The following is a 7,598-nucleotide window of genomic DNA, read 5'->3' as shown; positions in this document are numbered from 1 at the left end:
GGCGCAGCGCGGCGACGACGAGGCCGAGCCGGAACCCGCGCCGGCGGGCGGCCCGCAGCGCGCCGGGTCGGGCGCGCGCGGCGGCCGCACCTCTGTCGGGCTGACCGAACGGGAGCTCCAGGTGCTGCTCGGCATGGCCGAGGGGAAGAGCAACGCGGAGATCGGCCGGGAGCTGTTCGTCTCCGAGGACACCGTCAAGACCCACGCCCGGCGGCTGTTCCGCAAGCTCGGCGCCCGGGACCGGGCGCACGCCGTGGCCGCCGGCTTCCGGGCCGGACTGGTCGCCTGAGCCGCCCTACCGCCGGCCCGGCCCGGCGGCTCAGGCGTCCGCCGCGTCGTCCTCCTCGGTGCCCTCGGTCAGCGTGTCGTGCACGCCGTCGGCGTAGCCGCGGGCGTAGTCCCAGGTGACGTAGTGGTCCGGGTCCGGGTCGTAGGCCGGCTCGTGCACCCGGGGCCGGCCGGAGCTGAGCAGGTGGCGCAGGTTGCCCCGGAGCAGGTCCCAGTCGAAGTAGTGCGGCTCGCGGCAGTCCTCGCACTCGATGACCAGCCCGCGCACCCCGATCGGCGCCAGCAGGGCCTGGTAGATCTCCAGGTCGGCGAGATCCTCCAGGACGTCCTGGCGCTCGACCTCGGTCAGCGGGTCCAGCGGGTCGTCCTCGCGCGGATCCTGCAGCCCGGCGGTCGGATCGGCCGGGTCGCCGTTGAACGGGTCGATGGGCTCGTCGTGCACCCCCTCACCGTAGTCCCAACCGGCGGGGGAAGTCCGCCCCCGGCGCTCACGGCGGCGCCGCCCGGCCGCGCTGCCGCTGCCGGGGCCGGGCCAGCTCAATGGGTACGATGAAGCGACGCGCCGTCACCTTGGCGTGCGCCGGTGCCCGCGCGCGCCGCCTCGCTGAAGCCCGTCCGAGCAGCTCAGGAGAGCAATCGTGGAAAATTCGCCCAGCACCGATCTTCCGGCCGGCGCCGACAACGGCGAGCTGGGCGGTCACCTGCCGGAGCTGCCCGCCGGCTCCGCGCGGGTGGTGCCGCTCGGGCTGACCTTCGACGACGTGCTGCTCCAGCCGGGCGAGTCGGACGTCGTGCCCAGCCGGGTCAACACCCGTACGAGGCTCACCCGCAACGTCGAGCTGACCGTGCCGCTGCTCTCCAGCGCGATGGACACCGTCACCGAGGCCCGGATGGCGATCGCCATGGCCCGGCAGGGCGGCATCGGGGTGCTGCACCGCAACCTGTCCCTCGAGGACCAGGCGCTCCAGGTCGACCTGGTGAAGCGCTCCGAGTCCGGCATGATCACCAACCCGGTCACCGCCAGCCCGGACGACACCCTCCGGGACGTCGACGAGCTCTGCGGGCGGTACCGCATCTCCGGCGTGCCGGTGGTGGACGCCGACGGCGGGCTGGTCGGCATCGTCACCAACCGCGACATGCGTTTCGTCTCCGACCCGGCCACCCCGGTCCGCGAGATCATGACCCGTCCGCCGCTGATCACCGCCCCGGTCGGGGTGAGCAAGGACGACGCGCTCGACCTGCTGCGCCGGCACAAGGTGGAGAAGCTGCCGATCGTCGACGACTCGGGCCGGCTGCGTGGCCTGATCACGGTGAAGGACTTCACCAAGAGCGAGCAGTACCCGAACGCCACCAAGGACTCCGCCGGCCGGCTCCGGGTCGCCGCCGCGGTCGGTGTCGGCGAGGACGCGTACAAGCGGGCCCGCACGCTGGTCGACGCGGGCGTGGACGTGCTCATCGTGGACACCGCGCACGGGCACCAGCGGGCCGTGCTGGACATGGTCCGCCAGCTCAAGGCCGACGTCGCCATCGACATCGTCGGCGGCAACGTGGCCACGTACGCCGGCGCGAAGGCGCTGGTCGAGGCGGGTGCCGACGGCATCAAGGTGGGTGTCGGCCCGGGCGCGATCTGCACCACCCGGATCGTCGCCGGGGTGGGCGTGCCGCAGATCACCGCGATCATGGAGGCGGCCCGCGCCGCCCGCCCGGCCGGCGTGCCGGTCATCGGTGACGGCGGCATCCAGTACTCGGGCGACATCGCCAAGGCCCTGGTGGCCGGCGCCGACACGGTGATGCTCGGCAGCCTGCTGGCCGGCTGCGAGGAGAGCCCCGGCGAGCTGATCTTCATCAACGGCAAGCAGTACAAGGCGTACCGGGGGATGGGCTCGCTCGGCGCGATGCAGTCCCGCGGCCAGGGCAAGTCCTACTCCAAGGACCGCTACTTCCAGCAGGACGTGCTCGCCGAGGACAAGCTGGTCCCCGAGGGCGTCGAGGGTCAGGTGCCCTACCGGGGCCCGCTGTCCGCGGTCGCCCACCAGCTCATCGGCGGGCTGCGGGCCGCCATGGGCTACGTCGGCGCGGAGAGCATCCCCGAGCTGCACCGGCGTGGCCAGCTCATCCGGATCACCGCGGCCGGCCTCAAGGAGAGCCACCCGCACGACATCCAGATGACGGTCGAGGCGCCGAACTACCACTCCCGCTGACCAACACCCCCAAACACCTGGAGTCCCCATGCGTGACGTGGTCGAGATCGGGCTGGGCAAGACCGCGCAGCGCGGCTACCACCTGGACGACATCGCCATCGTGCCGAGCCGCCGGACCCGGGACGTCGACGACGTCTCCACGGCCTGGCAGCTCGACGCGTACCAGTTCGGCATCCCCTGCGTCGGGCACCCCTCCGACGCGACGATGAGCCCCTCGTCCGCCGTCCGGCTCGGCCAGCTCGGCGGTCTCGGCGTGCTCAACGTCGAGGGCCTCTGGACCCGGTACGAGAACCCGGCGAAGGTGCTGGAGGAGCTGGCCGGCCTCGACGAGGACGCCCGCGCCACCAAGCGGCTCCAGGAGGTGTACGCCGAGCCGATCCGTCCCGATCTGATCGCCGAGCGGGTCCGCGAGCTGCGGGCTGGCGGCGGCACGGTGGCCGTCCGGGTCTCCCCGCAGCACACCCTGGCGCTCGCCCCGGTGATCCTCGACGCCGGCGTGGACATCCTGGTCATCCAGGGCACCATCGTCTCCGCCGAGCACGTCTCCACCACCGACGAGCCGCTCAACCTCAAGGAGTTCATCGCCGACCTCGACCTGCCGGTCATCGTCGGCGGCTGCACCGACTACAAGACGGCGCTGCACCTGATGCGGACCGGCGCGGCCGGCGTGATCGTCGGCATCGGCGGCGACGACTGGTCCACCACCGAGTCGGTGCTCGGCATCCGGGTGCCGATGGCGACCGCGATCGCCGACGCGGCGGCGGCCCGCCGGGACTACCTGGACGAGACCGGTGGCCGGTACGTGCACCTGATCGCCGACGGTGACATCCAGACCTCCGGTGACATCGCCAAGGCGCTGGGCTGCGGCGCGGACGCGGTGATGCTCGGCGAGGCGCTCTCGCTCTGCGAGGAGGCCCCCGCCGGCGGCGCCTGGTGGCACTCCGCCGCCAGCCACCCGTCGCTGCCCCGGGGCGCGTTCGAGGTGGCCGGCGAGCCGCTCGGCTCGATGGAGCGGCTCCTCTTCGGCCCGGCGGACGAGCCGGACGGCCAGCTCAACCTCTTCGGCGGCCTGCGCCGGGCGATGGCCAAGTGCGGCTACCGGGACCTCAAGGAGTTCCAGAAGGTCGGCCTCGTCCTCGACCGCTGAGGCGACGCGAGCGAACCACGGCGCGGGTGTGGATTCCGGTCCCACCCGCGCGTCGCGCCTCTACGCTCGGCGGGTGACGCGCGGGCGGTGGTACGCGGCGGCGCTGGTCGTGGCGCTGCTGACGGGCGGCTGTACCCGCGGCGACGACAGGCGGTTCCGGGCCGGGGCGGCCGACGCGGGGGACCCGTACGTGCCCGGGGCGGGCAACGGCGGGTACGACGTCGCGCACTACCGGCTGAAGGTCCGCTACGACCCGGGCAGCGACCGGCTCACCGGCGAGGCGACGATCACCGCCACCGCGACCGCCGGGCTGTCCCGGTTCAACCTCGACCTCGCCGGCCTCGCCGTCGACCGGGTCCGCGTCGACGGCGCACCGGCTCGGCACCGCCGCGACGGCAACGAACTCGTCGTCACCCCCGCCCACGGTCTGGCGTCCGGGAAGTCCTTCACCACCGAGGTGACGTACGCCGGGGTGCCGCAGCCGCTGCCCAGCGGCGAGCTGGGCAGCGGCGGCTTCCACGCCACCGGGGACGGCGCGATCGCGCTCGGCCAGCCGGAGTCGGCGAGCACCTGGTTCCCGGTCGACGACCACCCCTCCGACAAGGCCACCTACGACATCGAGGTGACCGTCCCGGACGGGCTCGCCGCGCTGAGCAACGGGGTGCTGCGGTCCCGGGCGAGCCGGGACGGATGGACCACCTGGAGCTGGTCCGAGGGCTCGCCGATGGCCAGCTACCTGACCACACTGGTGATCGGGAACTACCGGGTGTCGACCGGCAGCCACGCCGGGAAGCCGATGGTCACGGCGGTGGCCGCCGGGCTGCCGGCGGACGGGCCGGCCGCCGCCTCGCTCGCCCGCACCGGCGAGATCGTGGACTTCCTGGCAAGCCGCTTCGGCCCGTACCCGTTCGACGCGTACGGCGGCATCGCGGTCGCCGACGACCGCATCCGGTACGCCCTGGAGACCCAGTCCCGGCCGGTCTACGGGCCGGGCTTCTTCCGGGGCGGCCGGCCCGACACCGAGGTGGTCGCCCACGAGCTGGCCCACCAGTGGTTCGGCGACAGCGTCTCGGTGGCCCGGTGGAGCGACATCTGGCTCAACGAGGGCTTCGCCACGTACGCCGAATGGCTCTGGACCGAGCACGACGGCGGCCGCACCCTGGCCCGGAGCTTCGCCACCCAGTACGCGGCCACCGACTGGACCCGGCCGTCGGTCGACCCGGGCCGGCCGGCGATGTTCGGCGACGCCGTCTACCAGCGGGGGGCGCTGGCCGTGCACGCGCTGCGCCGCGCGGTCGGCGACGACACCTTCTTCCGCATCCTGCGCGGCTGGACGACCGAGCGCCGGGACGGCACCGCCACCACCGCCGACTTCGTCGCGTACGCCGAACGGGCCGCCGGCCGGCCGCTGCTCGCGCTCCTCGACGCCTGGCTCGTCGGCGGCACCGCGCCGGCGCTGCCCTGACGCGGGCCCGCGAGCCCGCGGGCCGCTCGGTAGGCTGCCGCGGGCGGAGCGGCCGGGCCGCCCACGGTCGTTCCCGGGAGGGTCGAGACGATGACGCTGACGCGGCGGGGCGTGCGACGGCGCCTCGGGTTGCTGGTGGTGGGAACGCTGCTGCTCGCCGGCTGCGGCTCGGCCGGCCCGGAGCGGACCGCGCCGACGCCGACGCCGGCCTCCCCGACGACGGCCCGGACCTTCGCACCCGGTGCCGCCGGCGCCGGCGATCCCTACTTCCCCGGTTACGGCAACGGCGGCTACGACGTCGCCCACTACATCGTCCGGGTCCGCTACGACCCGGCGAAGGACCGACTGACCGGTACGACCACGGTGCGGGCCACCGCCACCGCGAACCTGTCCGCGTTCCACCTGGACCTGGCCGGGCTGACCGTCCGCTCGGTGACCGTGGACGGCGTCCAGGCCGCCCACGCCCGCGCCGCCGACGAGCTGATCGTCACCCCGGCGACCGGGCTCAGCTCCGGCAACGGCTTCGTCGCCGAGGTCCTCTACGACGGCGTGCCGACCACGTTGGACAACGAGGTGCTCGGTGAGGGCGGCTGGCTGCACACCTCGGACGGCGCGATCGCGCTCGGCCAGCCGGAGTCGGCGAGCACCTGGTTCCCGGTCAACGACCACCCGTCGGACAAGGCCACCTACGACTTCGAGATCACCGTGCCGAAGGGACTGACCGCGGTCAGCAACGGCGTGCCGAAGGGGCGGACCACCCGGGGCGGCTGGACCACCTGGTCGTGGTCCGAGGGCGCGCCGATGGCCAGCTACCTCAGCACGGTGGTGATCGGGAAGTTCCGGGTCACCACCGGCGAGCACCAGGGACGGCCGGTGTTCAGCGCGGTCACCACCAAGGTGGCGAAGGGCGCCCCGGACCGGTCGATCGAGCGGACCGTCGAGGTGGCCGACTACCTGGAGAGCGTGTTCGGGCCGTACCCGTTCGACGCGTACGGCGGGGTGGTGGTCGCCGACGACCGGATCCGGTACGCGCTGGAGACGCAGACCCGGCCGGTCTACTCCGCCGGGTTCTTCCGCCAGGGCGACGACACCGGGGTGGTGGCGCACGAGCTGGCCCACCAGTGGTTCGGCAACAGCGTCGCGCTCCAGCGCTGGCAGGACATCTGGCTCAACGAGGGGCTGGCCACGTACGCCGAGTGGCTCTGGGCCGAGCACACCGGCGAGTCCACCGTCCAGCGCGCCTTCGACCTGCGGTACGCGGCGGCGTCCGGGCAGGTCTGGCGTACCCCGCCCGGGAAGCCGGGGGTGGCGAACCTGTTCGGCGAGTCGGTCTACCAGCGCGGCGGGATGACCGTGCACGCGCTGCGGGTGGCGGTCGGCGACGCCGCCTTCTTCACCATCCTCCGCACCTGGGCGGAGGAGAAGAAGAACGGCAACGGCACCACCGCCGAGTTCCGGGCGCTCGCCGAGCGTGTCTCGAACAAGCAGCTGGACAAGCTCTTCGACGCCTGGCTCTACGGCACCGAGCGCCCCGCCGAGCCGAAGCCGCTCTGAGTCAGGTCCGCACCCGCACGGTGGGATGGGTCTTGAGGAACTGCTCGGCGCGGCCGGCGCGGAGTTCGGCGAGGAACTGGCGGCCCACGGGGCGGAGCTGCTCGCCCTGGTAGGCGCCTCCCTTGCCGACCGCGTCGCCGGGGAGGCCGACCAGGACCAGGCCGTCGGCGGGCATCCCGCCGAGGGCGTACGCGAAGTCGACCAGCCGCCGCTCGCCGCCGGTGTACACCATGGTCTTGCCGAGGGTGCGGACCACCTGCTCGACGCGGTCCGGGTCCCGGGCCAGCCCCTGACCGAGAATCTTGCGGATCAGTGCCCGGATCAGCTGCTGCTGGTGGCGCTGCCGGGCGTAGTCGCCCCCGGCGATGTAGCGCTGTCGGGCGTAGTCCCGCGCCTGCCAGCCGTTGAGGTGCCGGTTGCCCTTCTCGTAGACCATCTGCGGCCCGGTGTACCCGCCGGCCGTGTGTGGCCGGTACTGCCCGTCCGGGCGCCGGTGGATCGAGGCGACCCGCTGGTCGACGTAGAGGTCCACCCCGCCGAGGGCGTCGACCAGCCGGTCGAAGCCGAAGAAGGTGAGCACCGCGCCTGCGTCGATGCGCAGCCCGGTGTATCGGCTGACGGTGGTGCGCAGCAGCTCGTACCCCTGAGCGGTGCTCGGGTGGGCCTTGTCGCCCGGGACCCGGCTGCCGTAGCTCATCGCGTGGGTGAGCTTGGTCCGGCCGCCCGGGTAGCCGGCCTTCGGGTAGGCCGGGATGTCCACCACCAGGTCGCGGGGGAGCGAGAAGAGGTATGCCTGCTTCAACCCCGCATCCACGTGCATGACCAGCACCGCGTCGGCGTGCGGCTCCCAGCCGGGCACGGTGACCCGGGTGTCCACCCCGACGATGAGGAAGTTCAGCGGGCCGGTCAGGTCGGCGCCGGGCGGCGGGGTGGGGCTCGCCGT

7 protein-coding genes are annotated in these 7,598 nt (G+C 73.5%); 5 read left to right on the top strand and 2 right to left on the bottom strand.

From position 1 onward, the window contains the following. Positions 1-289 (top strand): response regulator transcription factor (locus tag JNW87_RS31450; RefSeq protein WP_238454923.1); only part of this gene is annotated, 289 nt, incomplete at its 5' end. Between the two features lie 30 nt (positions 290-319). On the opposite strand, the gene JNW87_RS31445 is transcribed toward JNW87_RS31450, so the two are convergent. Continuing rightward, on the bottom strand, positions 320-730 hold the full coding sequence (locus JNW87_RS31445) for a DUF5319 domain-containing protein (RefSeq protein ID WP_109802951.1): 411 nt from the start codon (positions 728-730) through the stop codon (positions 320-322). A 196-nt stretch (positions 731-926) separates the two neighbouring features. On the opposite strand from JNW87_RS31445, the gene guaB reads away from it, so the two are divergent. From guaB to JNW87_RS31425, 4 genes are all read left to right on the top strand, one after another. Continuing rightward, a complete protein-coding gene (guaB, locus tag JNW87_RS31440) occupies positions 927-2,489 on the top strand; it encodes an IMP dehydrogenase (RefSeq protein WP_109802952.1) in 1,563 nt (520 codons plus the stop codon). A gap of 28 nt (positions 2,490-2,517) precedes the next feature. Beyond that, entirely contained in the window at positions 2,518-3,636 is a 1,119-nt protein-coding gene (locus tag JNW87_RS31435; protein ID WP_238454922.1) for a GuaB3 family IMP dehydrogenase-related protein, read from the top strand. Positions 3,637-3,709: 73 nt separating this feature from the next. Further along, positions 3,710-5,101, top strand: a complete 1,392-nt coding sequence (locus JNW87_RS31430) for a M1 family metallopeptidase (RefSeq protein ID WP_109802954.1) — start codon at positions 3,710-3,712, stop codon at positions 5,099-5,101. Between the two features lie 90 nt (positions 5,102-5,191). After that, positions 5,192-6,655: a M1 family metallopeptidase gene (locus JNW87_RS31425; RefSeq protein ID WP_201749743.1), complete on the top strand. Its 1,464-nt coding sequence runs from the start codon at positions 5,192-5,194 to the stop codon at positions 6,653-6,655. A 1-nt stretch (position 6,656) separates the two neighbouring features. Here JNW87_RS31425 and JNW87_RS31420 read toward each other — a convergent pair. Beyond that, positions 6,657-7,598, bottom strand: a 942-nt coding sequence (locus JNW87_RS31420) for an LCP family protein (RefSeq protein WP_238454921.1), incomplete at its 5' end; no start/stop codon positions are given.

The sequence above is a fragment of the Micromonospora sp. ATA51 genome, from assembly GCF_016802855.1.
Classification (GTDB): Bacteria; Actinomycetota; Actinomycetes; order Mycobacteriales; family Micromonosporaceae; genus Micromonospora; species Micromonospora sicca.
This window is presented reverse-complemented; position numbering and strand designations above follow the sequence as displayed.